Annotated in this window: 13 protein-coding genes; 5 read left to right on the top strand and 8 right to left on the bottom strand. The window is 71.3% G+C overall.

The features are described 5' to 3' along the window. The first annotated feature begins 216 nt into the window (after positions 1-216). The 3 genes from AC1DW8_RS22430 (at position 217) to AC1DW8_RS22420 (ending at position 3,350) form a co-directional block, all read left to right on the top strand. Positions 217-1,587, top strand: coding sequence for an FAD-binding oxidoreductase (locus AC1DW8_RS22430; RefSeq protein WP_442274761.1), 1,371 nt, complete (start codon positions 217-219; stop codon positions 1,585-1,587). Positions 1,588-1,694: 107 nt separating this feature from the next. After that, entirely contained in the window at positions 1,695-2,753 is a 1,059-nt protein-coding gene (locus tag AC1DW8_RS22425) for a M28 family metallopeptidase (RefSeq protein ID WP_478095923.1), read from the top strand. Positions 2,754-2,816: 63 nt separating this feature from the next. Continuing rightward, positions 2,817-3,350, top strand: a complete 534-nt coding sequence (locus AC1DW8_RS22420; RefSeq protein ID WP_056769823.1) for an NUDIX hydrolase family protein — start codon at positions 2,817-2,819, stop codon at positions 3,348-3,350. Positions 3,351-3,428: 78 nt separating this feature from the next. Here AC1DW8_RS22420 and AC1DW8_RS22415 read toward each other — a convergent pair whose 3' ends face one another. Then, on the bottom strand, positions 3,429-5,588 hold the full coding sequence (locus tag AC1DW8_RS22415; protein WP_478095922.1) for a hypothetical protein: 2,160 nt from the start codon (positions 5,586-5,588) through the stop codon (positions 3,429-3,431). A gap of 854 nt (positions 5,589-6,442) precedes the next feature. Here AC1DW8_RS22415 and AC1DW8_RS22410 point away from each other — a divergent pair. Then, a complete protein-coding gene (locus AC1DW8_RS22410; protein ID WP_478095921.1) occupies positions 6,443-6,610 on the top strand; it encodes a hypothetical protein in 168 nt (55 codons plus the stop codon). A gap of 262 nt (positions 6,611-6,872) precedes the next feature. On the opposite strand, the gene AC1DW8_RS22405 is transcribed toward AC1DW8_RS22410, so the two are convergent. After that, complete coding sequence (locus AC1DW8_RS22405) at positions 6,873-8,864, bottom strand: TIGR03960 family B12-binding radical SAM protein (protein ID WP_478095920.1); 1,992 nt, start codon at positions 8,862-8,864, stop codon at positions 6,873-6,875. Between the two features lie 117 nt (positions 8,865-8,981). Here AC1DW8_RS22405 and AC1DW8_RS22400 point away from each other — a divergent pair, with 117 nt between their 5' ends. After that, entirely contained in the window at positions 8,982-10,121 is a 1,140-nt protein-coding gene (locus tag AC1DW8_RS22400) for an MBL fold metallo-hydrolase (RefSeq protein WP_478095919.1), read from the top strand. A 9-nt stretch (positions 10,122-10,130) separates the two neighbouring features. Here the strand turns inward: AC1DW8_RS22400 and AC1DW8_RS22395 are convergent, their stop codons facing one another. The 6 genes from AC1DW8_RS22395 to infB form a co-directional block, all read right to left on the bottom strand. After that, positions 10,131-11,993 (bottom strand): AMP-dependent synthetase/ligase, encoded by a 1,863-nt coding sequence (locus AC1DW8_RS22395; protein ID WP_056769836.1) that lies wholly within the window; start codon positions 11,991-11,993, stop codon positions 10,131-10,133. A 145-nt stretch (positions 11,994-12,138) separates the two neighbouring features. Continuing rightward, the gene (rodA, locus tag AC1DW8_RS22390) at positions 12,139-13,371 is read right to left on the bottom strand and encodes a rod shape-determining protein RodA (protein WP_478095918.1); all 1,233 of its coding nucleotides are present in this window, start codon (positions 13,369-13,371) and stop codon (positions 12,139-12,141) included. Continuing rightward, positions 13,335-14,306, bottom strand: a complete 972-nt coding sequence (locus AC1DW8_RS22385; protein WP_056772393.1) for a bifunctional riboflavin kinase/FAD synthetase — start codon at positions 14,304-14,306, stop codon at positions 13,335-13,337. Before AC1DW8_RS22385 ends, rodA begins: the two co-directional genes overlap by 37 nt. 56 nt (positions 14,307-14,362) lie before the next feature. Beyond that, complete coding sequence (gene truB / locus AC1DW8_RS22380) at positions 14,363-15,313, bottom strand: tRNA pseudouridine(55) synthase TruB (protein WP_478095917.1); 951 nt, start codon at positions 15,311-15,313, stop codon at positions 14,363-14,365. Continuing rightward, positions 15,310-15,798: a 30S ribosome-binding factor RbfA gene (gene rbfA, locus AC1DW8_RS22375; protein ID WP_056769847.1), complete on the bottom strand. Its 489-nt coding sequence runs from the start codon at positions 15,796-15,798 to the stop codon at positions 15,310-15,312. The genes truB and rbfA overlap by 4 nt, the downstream gene beginning before the upstream one ends. Before the next feature lie 183 nt (positions 15,799-15,981). Next, a partial coding sequence (gene infB, locus AC1DW8_RS22370; protein WP_478095916.1) for a translation initiation factor IF-2 occupies positions 15,982-18,065 on the bottom strand: 2,084 nt, incomplete at its 5' end.

Genomic DNA, 18,065 nt, shown 5'->3' with positions numbered 1-18,065 from the left:
TCTCCTGCCGGAGGCTGCCGCGGTACCACCCCGCTTGCCGCACGTGCCCGCCCGCTCGGGCAGACGGCATACGGCCGCTCTTGTCGAAGGCTGTGACGGGCCCACCCGTCCGGTTCTAGTGGGGGTCACCCGCCGAGGAGGGTGACCCTGTTCTTCCGGAGGCTCGCCGCTGATACACGGCTCCGACGCCTGTGCCGTCCAGTCTAGCCTGTCAGCATGCCCAGCCTGCCCGAGCAGATCGCCCATCGTGAGGTCACCGACGCGGACGTGCGCCGGTCGTACGCGCTCGACGCGACCGTCGCCCTCGCTCCCCCACCCGACGACTTCGCCGTCATCCGGGCCCGCGACGTCAGCGATGTCGTGGCCGTGCTCGAGCACGCCCAGGCCACCGGCACCGCGGTCGTCCCGCAGGGAGCGCGCACGTCACGGTCGGGCGGTGCCGTCGCCACCGAGGACTGCATCGTGCTCAACGTCGAGGCGCTCGACACCATCCACGAGGTGAACGAGCTCGAGGGGTATGCCGTCGTCGGCCCCGGCGTCGTGAACGCGGACCTCAAGCGTGCGGCGGCGTCGGCAGGCCTTTTCTACGGGCCCGACCCCGCGTCGTGGGAGACGTGCACCATCGGCGGCAACATCGCGACGAACGCCGGCGGCCTGTGCTGCGTCAAGTACGGCGTCACGTCCGACTGGGTCAAGGCCCTGCAGGTCGTGCTCCCGGGCGGCGAGGTCATGCGCACGGGTCACCGCACCGCCAAGGGCGTCGCCGGCTACGACCTGACCGGCCTCTTCGTCGGGTCCGAGGGCACGCTCGGCGTCGTCACCGAGGCCGTCGTGCGGCTCGAGCCGGCGCCCGACCCGGCCCTGACGGCCCTGGCCGTCTTCGACTCGCTCGACGCCGCCGTCGCCGGCATCGTCGCGCTGCGCCGCGATCCGCACCGCCCGTGCCTGCTCGAGATCATCGACCGCACGAGCGTCCGGGCCATCCAGGCGTTCGGCGACTTCGGGTTCCCCGACGACTGTGCCGCCGTGCTGCTCGTGCAGTCCGACCGCCCGGGTCACGTCGCCGACGACGTCGCGAGGTATGCCGCCCTGCTGGAGTCCGCGGGCGCGACCGACGTCGCGGTGGCCGACGACGCGCAGGAGTCGGAGGCGCTGCTCGCGGGGCGCCGCGTCATGAGCACCGCGTTCGAGGCGATGGGCGGTCGCCTCGCCGAGGACATGTGCGTGCCGATCGGCCGGCTCGCCGAGTTCGTGCGCGGCATCGAGGCCATCTCCGAGCGCCGGTCGGTGCTCATCCCGGTGAGCGGCCACGGCGGCGACGGCAACCTGCACCCCTCGATCGTCTTCGCCCACGACGACCCCGACAGCCTGGCGCGCGCGTGGGAGGCCTTCGACGACCTCATCCGGCTCGGGCTCTCGCTCGACGGCACCATCACCGGCGAGCACGGCATCGGGTCGGTCAAGGTGCCGTGGCTCGGCCTCGAGCTCGGGGACGCCGAGCTCGACCGGCAGCGTCGCCTCAAGGCCGTCTTCGACCCGCTCGGCATCATGAACCCGGGCAAGGTCTTCGCGGTTCCCGGCGCCTGAGGCCCGCGGCGCGGGTTTCGTGGAGTCCTGTCGGCACCAGGCGCCGGTGGATCTCCACGACCCTGCGGCTCGGCGGCCACCCACAGGTGACCGGGTTAGCGTGCCGGATGGCCGCCTCGACCCGTCGCCGGCGCCGGTCGCGCACCGCGCTGGCCGTCGTCGCCCTCCTCGCGGCTGCGAGCGCGTGCACCGGCGGAGCCCCGGGTCCCGGGTCCGAGGGCGCGTCTCCCTTGTCCGCGCCGACCTCCGCGCCGACCTCCTCGCTGCCCTCGGCGTCGACGGCGGCGGCCGCGCAGACGCCTCCGTCGACCTCCCCCTCCGACTCACCCTCGCGCTCGGCCTCGCCTGTGCCCCCACCCCGCGCGCACCCCTTCGACGTCGACACGGTGCTCGGCGGCATCCGTGCTCTGGCGGGGATCGGTCCGCGTGACGCGGCGAGCCCGGCGAGCGACCGGGCTGCGGCCTACGTCGCGGGGCGGCTGCGCGCGGCCGGCTACCGCGTCACCCTCCAGCCCGTCGCCGTGCCCGCCGGTGTGTCGTGGGGCGTGCGGGTCCCCGCCGGCACGACCGTGGACGTCGTTGCCGACCCGCCCGGCTTCGACCCGACGCAGCCGCACGTCGTCGTGGGCGCGCACCTCGACACGGTGCCGCAGTCGCCCGGGGCCGAGGACAACGCGTCCGGGCTCATGGTCATGGCCGAGGTGGCCCGGATGACGCTCCAGCAGCCCGGCGCGCTCCCCGTGCGGTTCGTCGCGTTCGGTGCCGAGGAGGCGCGGGGCGGCAACGGCACGCTGTACGCGTTCGGCTCGCGGCACTTCGTCGCCGGACTGGGCGCGTCCGAACGTCGTGCGGTCCGCGGCATGGTCGCGCTCGACCGGGTCGGCGTGCGAGCCGCTGCGGTGCCGGTGTGCCACGTCGGCGGCGCCGACACCTCCCTCGCGGACGCGATCCGTCGCGCGGCGGTCCCCGTCGCCGCGACCAGGGCGTGCGTCAACAGGGCGAGCGACCACGTGTCGTTCGAGAGGGTCGGCATCCCCGCCGTCCGGCTCGGCAGCGTGCCGTATGCGGCATACCACTCGGCCACCGACGTGCCCACCGTCGTGGACCGGCGGCAGCTCGCCCGCTCGGGGGCCGTCCTCTGGGCGTGGATCCGGTCTCTCCGGTGACCCCCGACGCGCCGCGGATGGACCGCGCCTGGGCTCGGCGCACGCGTTTGGCAGGATGACGTCATGACCGAAGTGGACACGACGGGTGCGTGGCTGAGCCGCGAGGACCTCGACAACGCCCGTGACCGACTGCCGATCCTCTACGTCCACGCCATCCCGGTCCGCGTCGACGACCGCGGCGTCGTCACCCACGTCGGGCTGCTGCTCCGCGCCGACAGCGACGGCGGCATCGGCCAGGAGGTCGTCGGCGGTCGCGTGCTCTACCACGAGCGCATCCGCGACGCCCTGACCCGGCACGTCGAGAGCGACCTCGGTCCGATGGCGCTCCCGCGCATCCCCCTGTCGCCGCAGCCGTTCACCGTCGCCGAGTTCTTCCCGACGCCCGGCGTCACGCCCTTCCACGACCCGCGGCAGCACGCCGTCTCGCTCGCGTTCGTCGTCGCCGTCATGGGTGACTGCCGGCCTCAGCAGGACGCCCTCGACCTCTCCTGGGTCACACCGGAGGAGGCCGCGTCTCTCGCCGTGCGCGGTGAGATGCCCGGCTCGCACGGCGTCCTCGTCCGGCAGGCCCTGGCCCACGTCGGATACCCCGTTTGAGCACCGAGCACGAGGAGAGGGCCCCGGTCGGTGACCGGGGCCTCTCCCTTTCTCGCTCAGGTCGTCACGCGACGGGGGTCACGGGAACACCGTTCCCGGACCAGCGTCGTTGGTGAAGTCCAGCGCCGTGGTCTCGGCGCAGTTGCTCTGACGTCCCGTGAACGTGTTGCTGCCCGTGGCGTAGGTCACGTACCAGGCAACGGTGCTGTCCGCGCTGACGGACACACTGGTGTTGTTGGTCGCCGCCGACTCGGACTGTGCCCCACCGGCGATGCTCTTCGACTCCTTGTACAGCAACCCGCCACTGCCGACGGTGTCACCGTGCAGCTGGCAGTTTGCCAGCGTGTTGTAGAGCCGGAAGGTCACCGTGCCGCCGCTCGGCAGGTTCTTGCCGGCCACGGACGACGCGACGGTGGCGGAATCGTTCGGGAAGACCTTCTGTGCCGTCGTGATCGTTGTCGGAATCTGCCGGACCACCACGTCCTCGTCCGTGTCATTGCACGCGGTGTTGTGGTCGGAATTCAGGGTGTTGGGGCTGTCCCCGCCGTATGCCGCCACCCAGTGGTAGGTACCCGGAGCGTCCGGCGTGAAGCTGACCGGGCCATAGGTGCCGTCACCGCTGACGGGCGTCACGCCCTGTGGGTTGGTCCCTGTGCCTGTTGCGAGCGTGCTGCAGTCCGACTTGTACAGGGTGAAGGTGATCGTGCCGCCGGCCGGGCCGCCTGGGGTCGTCGGGTTGATCGTCCCGTTGGTGCCGATGCCCCCGCTACCCGGTCGGTTGGCCGTGCCGGTCAGCGTTGCCGTGTCCGTCACAGGTTGACCGAAGTCGACAGGCCCTGCTCCGGCCTGAGTGTCGAGGGTCGTCGGACGCGGGTTCACCACGAAGCACTCAGACGTGCTCGTGCTCGGCAGGCCCGTGACGGGGTCGATGCCAGGATCGCTTGAGCCCGGCACCCCGGCGGTCGCGTCGCCCGAGAAGACCGCGCGCCAGCAGTAGCGCCCGGCCGAGGTGACCGTGACCGGATCCGATGTGTAGGTGCCAGATGTGGTGACCGCCTTGGGCGACCCCACCTGGCTGCCGCCACTGAAGCAGTTCGTCGTTGAGGCGAGCGCCAGTGGTCCACAGATGCTCCACGTGATCGTCCCACTGAACGTCGAGATCCCGTTGACGGTGAGCAGCGCGGAGTCGGTGACTCCCGAGATGGTGCCCGAAGCCGGAATGGTGACCGGCGCCGAGATGCTCGGCGCCGTGACAGTCGTCGAGGTGCACTCGCCGAGAGTGCCGAGCGAGTAGTCGAACAGCGTCGCCGTCAGCGACTGCGACGACCGCGTGTCAGCCATGAACGTGTTGAAGCACTTGCCGCCGAGGCCGGTCGCAGTCAGGTTCAGGCCACCCTCGAAGAACTCCGTCGAGCGCAGAGAGCTTCCGGTGCCGTCTTGCTTGTTTGCGGTCGGCCATGGGGTCGAGATCGTTCCGCTGTTGACGGTCGCGCAGGCGTTGTCGTTGGCTGCGGTGGACTTGCAGTCGGCGCCGTGGGCCGAGGCGACCGGGGTGGGGTTCAGCGTGCCGTTGGCGCCGCCGTTCCAGCGGTAGGCGTCAATGTTGCTCACGACACCGCCGTTGGTGAAGGCTGACACGATGAGCAGGTCGCCATCCGTGTGGACTCCGCTGAAGGTTGCGGTGCCGCCGTTGTCGTCACAGCCAACGTTCTGGTCCTGGAGGAACCAGAACGCGACGTTTGCATCACCGGTGTTGGCGTTGCGCTCGAGCGCGAAGTAGAGGATCTGGTCGCCGTTCTGAGCGGTGTACGCCGTGGCGTACGAGTTCATCACGTCGATCTTGCTGTTGACGTTGGCCGAGGCCGTGCACTGCCAGCCACTGATGGGCAGCGTGTCCTTGCTACCCGTCGTGAACGTGGTCTCGTCGCTCGTGTTGAACGTACCGTTGGCATTCGTGACGAAGTCGCGGTCGAAGACCGCGGCCGTGAAGCCGGTCGGAAGCGGGTTCTGCTTCGCACCGGCCGCGGTGAAGATGCTGTTCCAGTCGACGGACTGCGTCGTCCCGCCGACGGTGGTTGTGCTCGACGCGACGACGTCGCCATCGAGCTGGAACGTCTCGTCATGTACCGCGAAGGCTGCCGGCACGTTGCCGGCAAACATCATCGCCGCACCGACCGCGATGCCGGCCGTAATGGCCTTGAGTGTCCGCCTGCGCGAACTCTTCTTGGGTATACCCATGTTGCTTGCCCCTTGAGGAACTGAAGCCCAGTGGTGAGCGCCCGCGCTGCCCCCCTCCGCCGCTCGGTCGCGAGTCAGCCCCCGAGACCTGATGCAGTGCGCCGGGCTCCGTCACCCGTCGCCAGCTCGGCGTCCCTCCCGAGGCGCCCCGGTGTCCGCGTGTCGCCGGCGGCGCCGGCCGGAGCCTGCCACGGCAAGCGCAGCCCTCGGCCGCGAACATCCATATCCGATGGTAGAGACGGGTCTTGATAAACGCAGGTCAATCCGAAATGCTGCGCATTCTCTGGGCATTCCCTCCGACAATTCCCGTCTTGTCGTGACGGCCTCCGAATAGGAACCTCTATATCCATATTTTCACATCAAGGTCCGAAGCGTCGCGACGAGAGCGGATATGTCTGGATGTGGTTGCCGCCAGAGGCGTCTCAGGTCGACCGCTTGCCCGGACCGGGCCGGACAACCGCCCTTTCCTTGGACAGCCCGGCCCTTCCAGATGCAAAAGCGGACACGTTCTCCTTGCTTCAATTCCCTGACAAAAGCCGCTGGCTTCGGGATTCACTCATCGGCCTTCGGCTCATGGCTCTATTTCGTTAACGACAGTGCCGGAGCAGTCACGTCCGGGGCCGCGGACGATCCGTGATGCGGGGCCATCCCCGCGTCGGCCGTGGGCCGGCAGTGTCGTCCAACCCGGATCGGGGGCCGGATCACCGGCACACAGTGGAGACACGAGCACGAGTCGTTCATGGATCGTCCCTCGGGGAAAGAACAGCACGTCGCCCAACCCCTCGAACCCACGTCGCCGCAAGGGCATCGCTGCCCTCACCGGCGTGGCCCTGGCTCTGGGTGTATCCGTCGTCGTGGCGCCCGTAGCACGTGCGGCCGACGAACCCTGGGCCATCGACGGCACCGTCGCCGACGCGGACGCAACGCTGTTGGAGCCACCCGTCGAGCCCTTCGGCAACGTCAAGGACGCCTGCGGGCAGCACCCGCAGGCCGCCCACGAGGAGACCGTGAACGGTGACTGAGCGCCGCCGGCAGTTTCGAGCCGAGCAGTTTCGAGCCGAGGAACGGCCGCGTCCAGGCGAGCCTCTCCGCAAGCCCGATCTCGGCAGGCGGCTTCACCTGCCCGAACGGACAGCGCCTCGTGCTCGCTGCCGTCTCCTACTCGAACATCGTCATGACCGACACGACGAACAGCACGAGCGTCTCCGTGCCTGACACGTCGCGCGAATTCTTCGCCGTCTGAAGGCACTCCGGACGGGCGCATGCCGTGACCGGCCGGGGGGCTCAGTGCTGGTGCTCGAGGAGGTCCTCCCGGCCGGAGCCGAGGACCGTGAGCGGCAGCAGGGTCTTGCCGGTGGGCCCGATCTCGATCTCGGTACCCATCTGCGGGCAGACGCCACAGTCGAAGCACGGGGTCCAGCGGCAGTCGTCAACCTCGGTCTCGTCGAGCGAGTCCTGCCAGTCCTCCCAGAGCCAGTCCTTGTCGAGACCGGAGTCGAGGTGGTCCCAGGGCAGCACCTCGGACTCGCCGCGCTCGCGCGTGGTGTACCAGGCGAGATCGACCGGCACGTCGGCGAAGGCCTCGTCGGCGCAGCGCATCCAGCGCTCGTAGGAGAAGTGCTCGCTCCACCCGTCGAAGCGGCCGCCGTCGCGCCACACGGCCTCGATGACCTTGCCGACGCGGCGGTCACCGCGGGAGAGCAGCCCCTCGACGATGCCGGGCTGGCCGTCGTGGTAGCGGAACCCGATGGACGACCCGTAGCGCTTGTCGGCGCGGATCGCCTCGCGGAGCTTGGCCAGGCGCGCGTCGGTCTCCTCGACGCCGAGCTGCGAGGCCCACTGGAACGGCGTGTGCGGCTTGGGCACGAAGCCGCCGATCGAGACGGTGCAGCGGATGTCGCGGCGACCCGAGACCTGTCGGCCGGTCTCGATGACCTTCTTGGCGAGCTCGGCGATCTGGAGCACGTCCTCGTCGGTCTCGGTGGGCAGGCCGCACATGAAGTAGAGCTTGACCTGCCGCCAGCCGGCGCCGTAGGCCGCGGCGACCGTGTTGATGAGGTCCTCCTCGGACACCATCTTGTTGATCACCTTGCGGATGCGCTCGGACCCGCCCTCGGGTGCGAACGTCAGGCCCGAGCGGCGACCGTTGCGGGTCAGCTCGTTGGCGAGGTCGATGTTGAAGGCGTCGACGCGGGTCGACGGGAGCGACAGGCCGGTCTGGGTGCCCTCGTAGCGGTCGGCGAGCCCCTTGGTGAGGTCGGCGATCTCCGAGTGGTCGGCCGAGCTCAGCGAGAGCAGGCCCACCTCCTCGAATCCCGTGGCGGCCAGGCCACGCTCGACCATCTCGCCGATGCCGGTGATCGACCGCTCGCGCACCGGGCGCGTGATCATGCCGGCCTGGCAGAAGCGGCAGCCGCGCGTGCACCCGCGGAAGATCTCGACGGACATGCGCTCGTGGACCGACTCGGCGAGCGGCACGAGAGGCTGCTTGGGGTACGGCCACGCGTCGAGGTCCATGACGGTGTGCTTGGACACGCGCCACGGCACGCCCGTGGCGTCGGCGGCCGGCGCGACCCGCTGGATCCGCCCGTCGGGCAGGTAGGAGACGTCGTAGAAGGCGGGGACGTAGACGCCACCGGTGCGGGCGAGGCGCAGCAGCACCTCGCGGCGACCGCCGGGCCGGCCCTGGGCCTTCCACTCCCCCACGATGTCGGTGACGGTGAGCACGGCCTGCTCGCCGTCGCCGACGATGGCGGCGTCGATGAACGAGGCGACCGGCTCGGGGTTGAAGGCCGCGTGACCGCCCGCGATGACGATCGGGTCGTCGACGTCGCGGTCGATCGCGTGCAGCGGGATGCCGGCGAGGTCGAGGGCCGTCAGCATGTTGGTGTAGCCGAGCTCCGTCGAGAAGCTGAGGCCGAAGAGGTCGAAGTCACGCACCGAACGGTGCCCGTCGACGGTGAACTGCGGCAGGCCCGCCTCCCGCAGCTGCGCCTCCATGTCGGGCCACACGGCATACGTGCGCTCGGCGAGGGCGTCAGCGCGCTCGTTGAGGACCTCGTAGAGGATCATGACGCCCTGGTTGGGGACGCCGACCTCGTACGCGTCGGGGTACATCAGCGCCCACCGCGTGGTCAGCTCCTCGCCGTCGGGGCCGTGACCGCCGACGTGCCAGTCCTTGACCGTGGAGTTGAGCTCGCCGCCGACGTACTGGATGGGCTTGTTGACCCGCTCCAGCAGGGGCTCGAGGGCGTTGAACAGGGACTCTCCGGGCATCCCGCCATGGTACGTGGGTCTGCCGCTGCACCGAAAACACGGCGAACCGCCCACCCTCGGCCAAGGCCCGGACACGCCGGGGACCCGGACCTAGTCTGGGTGGGCGGAGGTGGAGAGGTGGCGACGGTGCCGACGGCGATCCACGTGGAGGTGTTGCCCGCGCGACTGGGCGACTGCCTCCTCGTCGAGTGTCCGCGCCCCGACGGCAAGACGTGGCGGATGCTCGTGGACGGCGGCCCTCCGGACACGTGGCCCCTCCTCGAGGCGCGGCTGCGCCGCCTCGACCCGGGTGACCGGCACATCGACCTCGCCGTCATCACGCACATCGACAACGACCACATCGGCGGCATGCTGCCGTTCCTCGCGAGCGACCTGGCCGCCGACGTCGGGGACTTCTGGTTCAACGGGCGCCCGCACCTCCCGGTCACGGGGCCCGACCGGCCCCGCAGCGTCGACCAGGGCGAGAGCCTCGTCGCGGCGCTCCGCGGCTCCGATGGAGACCCCCTGGCCGGCGGGGCCGCCGCGCTGGCGTCCCGCACCCGCGCCCTGCCGTGGAACGCCGCGTTCGGAGGCGGGCCGGTCGACACCGGGGCGGCGGGCGGCTTCGTCGAGGCCGCGGTACCGGGTGGGCCGACGGTGACCGTGCTCTCCCCGACGACGAAGCGGCTCACCCGGCTGGCCGACACGTGGTCGAAGAGCCTGCGCGCTGCCCTCGCCGCACCCGACCGCGACGTGGGTCTCGACGTGCTCGGCCCCCTCGACGACCTGCAGCACCTCGCCGAGACACGGACGCCCCAGGACTCCTCGGTGCCCAACGGCAGCAGCATCGCCCTGCTCGTCGAGCATCGCGGGGCGAGCGTCGTGCTCGGCGCCGACGCCTACGGCGGCGTGCTCGCGGCGGCCCTGCAGGGCGTGGCCCGGGCCCGTGGGGACGAGACCCTCAGCGTCGACGCGTTCAAGCTGCCCCACCACGGCAGCGAGGCCAACGTCGTCGCAGCCCTGCTCCGGGCGGCACCGGCCCGGCACTACCTCGTCTCGACGAACGGCGACGTCTTCCACCACCCCGACGACGCGGCCGTGGCCCGGGTCGTGCTCGGTGCCCCGGCCGGACCGACCCTGTGGTTCAACTACCGCACCCCACGCACCGAGCGCTGGGCCGACCCGCGACTCGTCGCGAGCCACGGGCACCACGTCGCGTTCCCCGACCCGGGGCGCGCCGACGCCGGGGCCGTCATCGACCTCCCGGCGCGGCGCTGAGCCTCGGCGTCAGGAGCCGTCGTACATCGCGTCGAGCTCGGCGCGGTGCTTCTCGGTGACGGCCTTGCGGCGCAGCTTCATGCTCGGGGTGAGGTCGCCCTCCTCGACGGTGAGGTCCTTGTCGAGGATGGTGAACTTCTTGATCGTCTCCCAGCGGTTGAGCCCGTCGTTGAGCTGGTCGACGTAGCGCTGGACGAGGGCGTGCGCCTGCGGCGAGGCCACCACCTCGGCGTACGTCTTGCCGTCGAGCCCGACGGTCGGGGCCCATCCGGCCACCGCGTCGGGGTCGAGCGTCACGAGCGCCGTCGCGTAGTTGTGGCCAGCCCCGTGCACGAGGAACTGGCTGACGAAGGGGCACAGGCCCTTGAAGCGGGCCTCGATCTCGGCCGGGGCGATGTACTTGCCGCCCGAGGTCTTGAAGACGTCCTTCTTGCGGTCGGTGACGTAGAGGAAGCCGCGCTCGTCGATGCGCCCGATGTCGCCGGTGTGGAACCAGCCGTCCTCGGTCAGCACCTCGGCGGTCGCCTCGGGGTTGTTGTGGTAGCCGCGCATGACGCCGGGGCCCTTGACGAGGATCTCACCGTCCTCGTCGGCGATGCGGACCTCCGTGCCCGGCAGCGGCCAGCCCACGGAGCCGTACTGGTACGAGCCGTGCTCGGGGGCGTTCACCGTCGTGCCCGATGACGTCTCGGTCAGGCCGTAGCCCTCCTGGACGAGCAGGCCGACCGACCCGAACCAGCGCGCGACGTCCGCGTTGAGCGGCGCGGAACCGCTGATCATGAAGCGGACCCGCCCGCCGAATCGCTCCTGCACCTTGTGCAGCACGAGCTTCGTCGCGAGCGCGTGCCGGCGCTGGAGGCCCGACGAGGGCTGCTCACCGCGGGCCTGCACGTCGCGCAGCTCACCGCCCACCTTGAGCGCCCAGTCGATGAGCTTCTTCTTGACGCCCTTCTCGCCGGCGAACATCAGGGCGATGCGTCCGTGCGCCTTCTCGAAGATGCGCGGCGGGCCGGCCATGAAGGTCGGCTTGATGACGGCCATGTTCTCGACGATCTTGTCCACCCGGCCGTCGACGGCGGTCGGGAAGCCGATCTGGAGCCCGGTCGCGACGAGCATCTTGCCGAACACGTGTGACAGCGGCAGCCAGAGGAACTGGAGGTCGTCCTTGGTGAAGGTGCCGATGGCGTCGATGACGGCGCCCTCGTAGACGACGCTGTCCTGGACGAGGCGCACGCCCTTGGGCCGCCCGGTCGTGCCGGACGTGTAGATGACGACGGCGAGGGACTCGGGGCCGAGCTGGTCGATGCGCGAGTCGACGAGGTCGGGCGTCGCGGCCAGCCACTCGCGGCCGCGCTCGGCGAGCTCGTCGGTGGTGATGACCCAGCCGTCGTCGCTGCCCGGTCCGGTCAGGGCGATGACCTGCCGGACGCCCGGGACCTCCGAGCGCACGTGCTGGAGCTTGGCGACCTGCTCGGCGTTCTCGGCGAAGACGATCCCGCTGCCGGAGTCGGTGAGGATGTAGGCGACGTCCTCGGCGATCGTCGTCGGGTAGACGGTCGTCGTCGCACCGCCGGCGCAGATGACGGCGAGGTCGGCGAGGATCCACTCCACGCGGGTCGTCGACGCGATGGCGACGCGGTCCTCCAGCGCCACCCCGAGGCTGACGAGCCCGGCGGCCCACTGCTCCACGACCTCGTGCGTCTGCCGCCACGTCAGCGTGGTGAGCTCGCTCGACCCCTCCGCGAAGTAGAGGTAGGCCGGCGCGTCGGGCGTGGCCCGGACCCGGCTGCGGAAGAGCGCACCCACGCTGGGAGCGCGTCCGTCGAGGACGTTCTGGTCGACGTCCCGGTCGGCAAGGGCCTGGAGGGGCATGTGGACTCCTTTGTCACTGCGGTTGCGCGTCATCGGCGTCTGCGGGCGACCGCCATGCCGGGATGATGTCAACAATCGTCGTGCCAGTCACGCATCCGTCGGCGTCCACGTCGAAACGTGACCCCTCGGTAACCGGAGGCGGGGCTCAACCCCGCCGGAGGCGACCCGCGACGGGTCGTCCGCCTCGCCGCTGCGACGCCGCGGCGACGTTGCCGACGAGGCCGACGGCGATCCACGAGGCGATGAGCGAGGAGCCACCGCTCGACACGAACGGCAGCGGCAGCCCCGTGACGGGCATGAGCCCGAGGTTCATCCCGATGTTCTCGAAGGCCTGCACCCCCAGCCAGACGGCGACACCGATCGCGACCAGGCGCCCGAACGCGTCGGCGCGGCGCGCCACGACGACGCACCGCACGACGATGAACCCGATGAGCACGACGAGCCCTGCCGCGCCGAGGAAGCCGAGCTCCTCCCCCGCGACGGAGAAGACGAAGTCCGTCTCCTGGAAGGGGATGAACCCGCCCTGGGTCTGGCGACCCTCGAAGAGCCCCTGGCCGCCGAGCCCGCCCGAGCCGATGGCGATGCGCACCTGCCGGGTCTGGTAGCCGATGCCCTGCGGGTCGAGCGAGGGATCGAGGAAGGCGCGCAGCCGGTTGCGCTGGTAGGCCGACAGGACCGGAGTCAGGAAGGCAGCAGCCACGGCCGCCGCGCCGGCCACGAGGACGCCGAGCGTCCACAGGGCCGGGGCACCGGCCGCCGCGATGATGACGACCGCCATGGCGACGAGCACGAGCGCAGAGCCGAGGTCGGGCTGGGCGAGCACGAGGACCACGGGTATGCCGGCCACGACCCACGCGAGCGCGACGTCCCGGTGGCGCTGGCGCAGCCCGCGCTCGGCCCGCTCCGCGAGGAGCATCGCGAGCCCGATCGCCAGGGCCACCTTCATCAGCTCCGACGGCTGCAGGCTCATGCCGCCCGGCAGCCGGATCCAGGAGCGCGAGCCGTTGACGGTCGACCCGAGCGGCGAGACGACGGCCGCGAGCCCGAGGACGGCGAGGACGTAGACGACGGGAGCGACCGCCCGCACCACGCGCACGTCGAGCCGCGTCACCACGGCGGCGCACGCGATGCCGACGCCCAGCGCGACGAGCTGCTTGAGCGGCGCGGTCCCGCCGACCGATGCGCGGGTGGCCGACCAGACGAGGACGACGCCGACGACCGACAGGCCGAGGGCGCCGATGAGCAGTCCGAGGTCGACCCGCAGCCACGACGGCCCGGCGGGGCCCCGTACCGCCCGACGGCCGCCCGCGGAAGGCCGCGTCGGCGGCAGGAGCGGCCCGGCTACGACGGGACGATCGCCGAGAGGATCTCGCGACACCGGACCACGTCCTGGGCCATCTGCTCGACGAGGGTGTCGATCGACTCGAACTTCAGGGTGGGACGCAGGTGCGAGACGAACTCCACCGCGACGCGCTCGCCGTAGAGGTCGAGGTCGGTGCGATCGAGGACGTAGGCCTCGACCCTGCGCTGATGACCGTCGAACGTCGGGTTGGTGCCCACGGAGACGGCCGCCGGGAGGGTGCGGTCGGGGGCACCCTCGTCGAGGCCGAGACGGACGAGCCACCCGGCATACACCCCGTCGGCCGGCACGAGGCCCTCGTGGTCCTGCGAGAGGTTGGCCGTCGGGTAGCCGAGCTCGCGGCCCCGGTGGTCGCCGTGCACGACGGTGCCGGTGACCCGGTGCGGACGGCCGATGATCTGGGCGGCGTGGTCGACGTTGCCGGCGAGCAGCTCGGCGCGCAGCTGCGTCGAGCTCCAGCGCGCGCCCTCGTCGGCCCCCTCGCCGATGTCGTCGAGGGCGATGACCTCGAAGCCGTGCGCGGCGCCGAGCTCGCGCAGCGTGCCGACGTCGCCGGAGTTGCGCACGCCGAAGCGGGTGTCCTTGCCGACGACGACGGCGCAGGCACCGAGGGCGTCCACGAACGTGCCGCGGACGAACTCCTCGGGGGTCTGCTGGGCGAAGTCACGCGTGAACTCGATGACGAGCACCGCGCCGACGCCCACCGACGCGAGCGCGTCCAGTCGCTGCTCGAGCGACATGACGGCAGCCGGGGCGCGGTCGGGGTAGAGCACGGCGATCGGGTGCGGCTCGAAGGTGACGGCCACGGGAAGGGCCCCGCGGTCGGCGGCCTCGCGCACGACGCGCGTCAGAACCTCGCGGTGCCCGCGGTGCACCCCGTCGAAGTTGCCGAGGGTGACGACGGTGGGCCCGAGGTCGGCCGGGATGTCGTCGAGTCCGTACCAGCGCTGCACGGCGACCACTGTAGTGGCCCCGTCGGAGAGGACGTCCGAGGGCTCGGGCACGAGGCTCAGGCCCCCGCCCCGGACGCGGCGAAGACCACCTTGGCCCGGGCGGTCGGACGCGTCTCGTCGAGCACGGCGACGAGACGCCCGTCGGGGTCGATGGCGGCCACCGCGTCGGAACCGTCCACCGCGCTCTGGATGCGCTGGCCGTAGCCGAGGGCGACGGCCTCCTCGGCCGTCACCTCGTGGACGGGCAGCTGCGCCCGGGCCGCGTCGGCGATCGGGAGCAGGGGTATGCCGTCCGGCCCGTCGGTCTCCGACGTGGCCGTGAGGTCGTCGAGCGAGACCGCGGCGTCGAGCCCGAAGCGGCCGACCCGCGTACGCCGGAGCGCCGTCAGGTGGCCGCCGACGCCGAGCGCCTCGCCGAGGTCGCGGGCGAGCGCGCGGACGTAGGTGCCGGACGACACGTCGACCTCGACCTCGACGTCGACGACGTCGATCGGGGGGCCCACCTCGACCGTCGCGGTGCCGGGGCGCACCGAGAGCACGTCGAAACGGCTCACCGTGACCGGGCGGGCCGGAAGGTCGACCGAGTCGCCCTGCCGGACGCGCGTGTAGCTGCGCACACCCTTGACCTTGATGGCGCTGACCGAGCTCGGCACCTGCTGGATGTCGCCCGTCAGGGCAGCGACGGCCGCTGGCAGCGCCGCCTCGAGCGCGGGCACGTCGTCGACCCCGAGCGCCTGGGTCGTCTCACCCTCGGCGTCGTCGGTGAGGGTCGCCATCCCGAGACGGATCGTGGCGGCATACGACTTGTCGCAGCCGACGAGGAAGGTCAGCAGCTTCGTGCCGCGCTCGACGCCGAGCACGAGGACGCCGGTCGCCATCGGGTCGAGCGTGCCGGCGTGGCCGACCCGGCGCGTGCCACAGAGACGACGGGCGCGCGCGACGACGTCATGGCTCGTCCATCCGGCCGGCTTGTCGACGACGAGCAGGCCACCCGAGCGGTCGGTCATCGGGCGTCGACGTCCGCGTCCACCTCGGCGTCCACGTCGTCGCTGTCCTCGTCGTCCGCCGACCGGTCGACCGGCTTGCGGTAGGGGTCGGGGTCGCCGGCGGGCTTGGCGTTGGCCGCGGCGCGGGCCAGCTCCTCGTCCCTCGCCCGCGTCTGGGCCACGAGGTCCTCGAGGTGGGCGGCGCCCTCGGGCAGCGCGTCGGCGATGAACTCGATCGACGGCGTCAGACGGATGCCGATGCCCTTGCCGACGGCCGAGCGGATGCGGCCCTTGTTGGCCTCGAGCACCTCGGCCGTGGCCTGGCGGTCCTCGTTGCTGCCGAAGACGGTGTAGAAGACGGAGGCCTGCTGGAGGTCACCGGTGACGCGGGCGTCGGTGATGGTGACGAAACCGAGGCGCTCGTCCTTGAGCCGGAACTCGAGGTACTCGGCGACGATGACCTTGATCCGGTCGGCGATCTTGCGGGCGCGGGCGGGGTCAGCCATGGCTACCTCTTTCGTGTGCTGTGCGGTCGGGCCGTGACAGCCGGGCCGACGTGGTGTTCACCCTAGTAGCGGGCCGGGGGCCCCGCGCATTCCCACCCGGGCGTCCGCGGGGCGGGTGGGGACCGCCGCGGACGGCGACGGCGCCGACCCCCGTGGGGGCCGGCGCCGTCGGACCGGTCGAGCTCAGGCGCGCGGCTTCTCGCGCATCTCGAACGTCTCGATGACGTCGTCGATCTCGATGTTGTTGAAGTTGCCGAGGTTGATACCGCACTCGAAGCCCTCGCGGACCTCGGTGACGTCGTCCTTGAAGCGACGCAGACCGGTGATCTCGATGCCCTCGCCGATGACGGTGCCGTCGCGGATGATCCGCGCACGGGTCCCGCGCTTGATCTCGCCGGAGCGCACGAGCGAACCCGCGACGTTGCCGAACTTGCTCGACTTGAAGACCTCGCGGACCTCGGCCGTGCCCAGCTGGACCTCTTCGTACTCCGGCTTGAGCATGCCCTTGAGCGCTGCCTCGACGTCGTCGATCGCCTGGTAGATGACCGAGTAGAAGCGCATGTCGACGCCCTCCCGGTCGGCCAGCTCGGCGACACGCTCCGCGGGGCGGACGTTGAAGCCGATGATGATCGCGTTGTCGACCGTCGCGAGGTTGACGTCGTTCTGCGTGATCGCACCGACACCGCGGTGGATGATCCGCAGGTCGACCTCGTCGCCCACGTCGATCTTGAGCAGCGCGTCCTCGAGCGCCTCGACCGAACCCGACACGTCACCCTTGAGGATGAGGTTGAGGGTGTCGACCTTGCCCGCGGCGAGGGCCTCGTTGAGGTCCTCGAGCGAGATGCGCTTGCGGCGCTTGGCGAGGCTCGCCGCACGCGACGCGGCCTCACGACGCTCGGCGATCTGGCGCGCGGTGCGGTCGTCGGGTGCCACGAGGAACGTGTCACCGGCGCCCGGCACCGACGTCAGACCGAGCACCATGACCGGACGCGAGGGACCGGCCTGCTCGACGTTGTTGCCGTGCTCGTCGAGCATGGCACGCACGCGGCCGTGACCGCTGCCGGCCACGATCGAGTCGCCCACGCTGAGGGTTCCCGACTGGACGAGGACGGTCGCGACCGGGCCGCGGCCCTTGTCGAGGTGCGCCTCGATGGCGACACCACGGGCGTCCTTGTCGGGGTTGGCCCGCAGGTCGAGAGCCGCGTCGGCGGTGAGCAGGACGGCCTCGAGGAGCCCGTCGATGTTCGTGCCGTTCTTGGCCGAGACGTCGACGAACATCGTGTCGCCGCCGTACTCCTCAGCGATGAGGTTGTACTCGGTCAGCTGCTGGCGGATCTTGGCCGGGTTGGCGTCCGGCTTGTCGACCTTGTTGACGGCCACGACGATCGGCACGTTGGCCGCCTGGGCGTGGTTGAGCGCCTCGATGGTCTGCGGCATGACGCCGTCGTCGGCGGCGACGACGAGGATCGCGATGTCCGTCACCGACGCACCACGGGCACGCATGGCCGTGAAGGCCTCGTGACCGGGGGTGTCGATGAACGTGATGGCGCGCTTCTCGCCCTCGTGCGTCGTGGCGACCTGGTAGGCACCGATGTGCTGGGTGATGCCACCGGCCTCGCCCTCGGCGACCTCCTCGGAGCGGATCGCGTCGAGGAGCTTCGTCTTTCCGTGGTCGACGTGGCCCATGACGGTCACGACCGGCGGACGCGCCTCGAGGTCCTCGTCCTCCTCGGCCTCGAGCTCGGCGTCGAGGTCGATGTTGAACGAGCCGAGCAGCTCGCGCTCCTCGTCCTCGGGCGACACGACCTCGATCTCGTAGCCGAGCTCGGCGCCGAGCACCTTGAAGGTCTCCTCGTCGAGGGACTGCGTGGCCGTGGCCATCTCGCCGAGGTGGAACAGCACGGTGACGAGCGACGCCGGGTTGGCGTTGATCTTGTCGGCGAAGTCGGTCAGCGAGGCACCACGACGAACGCGGATGGTCGTCTTGCCGTCGCCGCGGGGGACGCTGACGCCACCCAGGCTCGGCGCCTGCATCTGCTCGAACTCCTGGCGCTTCGCGCGCTTGGACTTGCGGCCTCGGACCGGACGACCGCCGCCGCGACCGAAGGCACCAGCCGTCGAGCCACGACCGCCCCCGCCACCGCGGGGACCGCCGAAGCCGCCGGGGCGACCGCCACCGGGGGCGCCGCCGGGGCCACCACCGAAGCCACCACGGCCACCGGCGCCCCCCGGGCCGCCACGGCCGGGGCCGCCGGCCGGGCGCTGGC

The organism is Terrabacter sp. P2_E3 (assembly GCF_056403915.1).
Note: the sequence above shows the minus strand (reverse complement) of the source record. Positions and strands in the feature narration are given on the sequence as shown.